Annotated in this window: 2 protein-coding genes and 1 pseudogene; 2 read left to right on the top strand and 1 reads right to left on the bottom strand. The window is 76.7% G+C overall.

Annotated features, from left to right (window positions below):
- Positions 1-260 (top strand): annotated as a pseudogene (locus tag ACFV6I_RS38775) (hypothetical protein); the annotation flags it as partial.
- Entirely contained in the window at positions 257-919 is a 663-nt protein-coding gene (locus tag ACFV6I_RS38770) for a response regulator (protein WP_380344704.1), read from the top strand. The pseudogene ACFV6I_RS38775 and the gene ACFV6I_RS38770, both read left to right, overlap by 4 nt.
- Positions 920-952: 33 nt before the next feature.
- On the opposite strand, the gene ACFV6I_RS38765 is transcribed toward ACFV6I_RS38770, so the two are convergent.
- Positions 953-1528, bottom strand: a complete 576-nt coding sequence (locus ACFV6I_RS38765; protein WP_380430909.1) for a hypothetical protein — start codon at positions 1526-1528, stop codon at positions 953-955.
- Positions 1529-1717: the final 189 nt, after the last annotated feature.

The following is a 1717-nucleotide window of genomic DNA, read 5'->3' as shown; positions in this document are numbered from 1 at the left end:
ACGCCGGGCTGCACGACCGGTTCCTGGCCCTGGTCCACGCGGGCGGCGAGGCCCTGCGGGTGGTGGGGCCGGTGGGCGCGGGGGGGCTGGCGGCGGGGGGCGCGGGCGCCGGCGGCCGCCCCGCGGGCTCCGGTTACGGCATCGCCGGCATGCGCGAGCGGGTCGGCCTGCTGCACGGCGAGTTCAGCGCCGGCCCGCGCCCCGCGGGCGGCTTCCAGGTCGCCGCCCGACTGCCGCTCCCCGTGGAGGTCTCCCCGTGATCCGTGTCGTCCTGGTCGACGACCAGCCGCTCATCCGCACCGGTCTGCGCGTGCTCATCGCCGACACCCCGGACCTGGAGGTCGTCGGCGAGGCCGGCAACGGCGCCGAGGCGGTGGAGCTGGTCGGCCGGCTGCGCCCCGACGTCGCCGTGATGGACATCCGGATGCCCGGCATGGACGGCATCGAGGCCACCCGCCGGATCACCGCCGACCCCGGCCTGCCGACCCACGTCCTCGTCCTCACCACCTTCGACGACGACGACTACGTGTACGGCGCGCTGCGGGCCGGGGCGGCCGGCTTCCTGGTCAAGGACCTCGCCCTGGAGACCATCCTCGACGGCGTCCGGGTGGTCGCCGCCGGGGACGCCCTGATCGCGCCGAGCATCACCCGCCGGCTGATCGGCGAGTTCGCCGCCCGCCCGCAGCCCGCCGCCGCCCGGTCCGGCCGGACGACGGTCGACGGGATCACCGACCGCGAGCGCGAGGTGCTGACGCTGGTCGGCCGCGGGCTGTCCAACGGCGAGATCGCCGAGGAGCTGACCATCAGCGTGGCCACCGCCAAGGCGCACGTGGCCCGGCTGTTCACCAAGCTGGACGCCCGGGACCGGGTCCACCTGGTCATCCAGGCCTACGAGTTCGGCCTCGTCGCCCCGTCCTGAGCCGGTTCCGAGCTCAGCCGGTCCACGGCCGGATCACGGCCCGACCAGCTCCCCGATCCGCATGATCCGTCCGTGCGAGTCCAGCACCACGTCGTACACGCTGCCGTAGCACCCGTACGGCGGGTCGGGTTCGTGCTCGGCCAGGCAGTCCTCCAGGTGCCCGAGCACGTCCTCCAGCCGGACGGGTCTGGTCGGGTCGGCGTGCGGGTGGTCGACGAGCGTGGCCTCGACCCCGGCGGTCGCGAAGCCGTAGCGGGCCGGCGCCCCCGTCCCCTCGTAGCGGGCCTCGTCGCAGGAGTAGCGGGCGGGCTGGGCGGTGACGTCGCCGTCCTCGGTGGCGATGACCACGAGGACGGTGTGCCCGGGGCGTTCGGTCGGGGTCGGGGTGGCGCAGTCGGCGGAGGGGGAGGGGGAGGTGTCCATGCTGGGCTCGGGGCCGGCGAGGTCGTCGTCCAGCAGGTCGTCCTCGTCGTCGTACGCCCCGTCGGCGACGGCGGCGGCGGAGGCGGCGGCGATGGTGGGCGCGGAGTCGGCGGGAGTGCAGGCGGCGAGAGCGGCTGCGGCGGTGCAGCAGAGCAGCGCGGCGAGGAGGGTTCGGGGCACGGCCATGGCACTAGTCTCCCCGGACAACGGCGGAACTCGTCACACAGGTAGACGACTGGTGCACGGGCTGTGGTTCCCGGCGCCCGGGGGTGTGGGGGTGAGGCGGGGGCGGGGGGGGTGGGGGGGGGCGGGGCGGGGCGGCCGCCCCCGGGCGGGGTGGCGCGGGCGCCGCCCGCCCCCCGGGCCGGGGCGCGG

The organism is Kitasatospora sp. NPDC059803 (assembly GCF_042732255.1).
Taxonomy (GTDB): Bacteria; Actinomycetota; Actinomycetes; order Streptomycetales; family Streptomycetaceae; genus Kitasatospora.
This window is presented reverse-complemented; position numbering and strand designations above follow the sequence as displayed.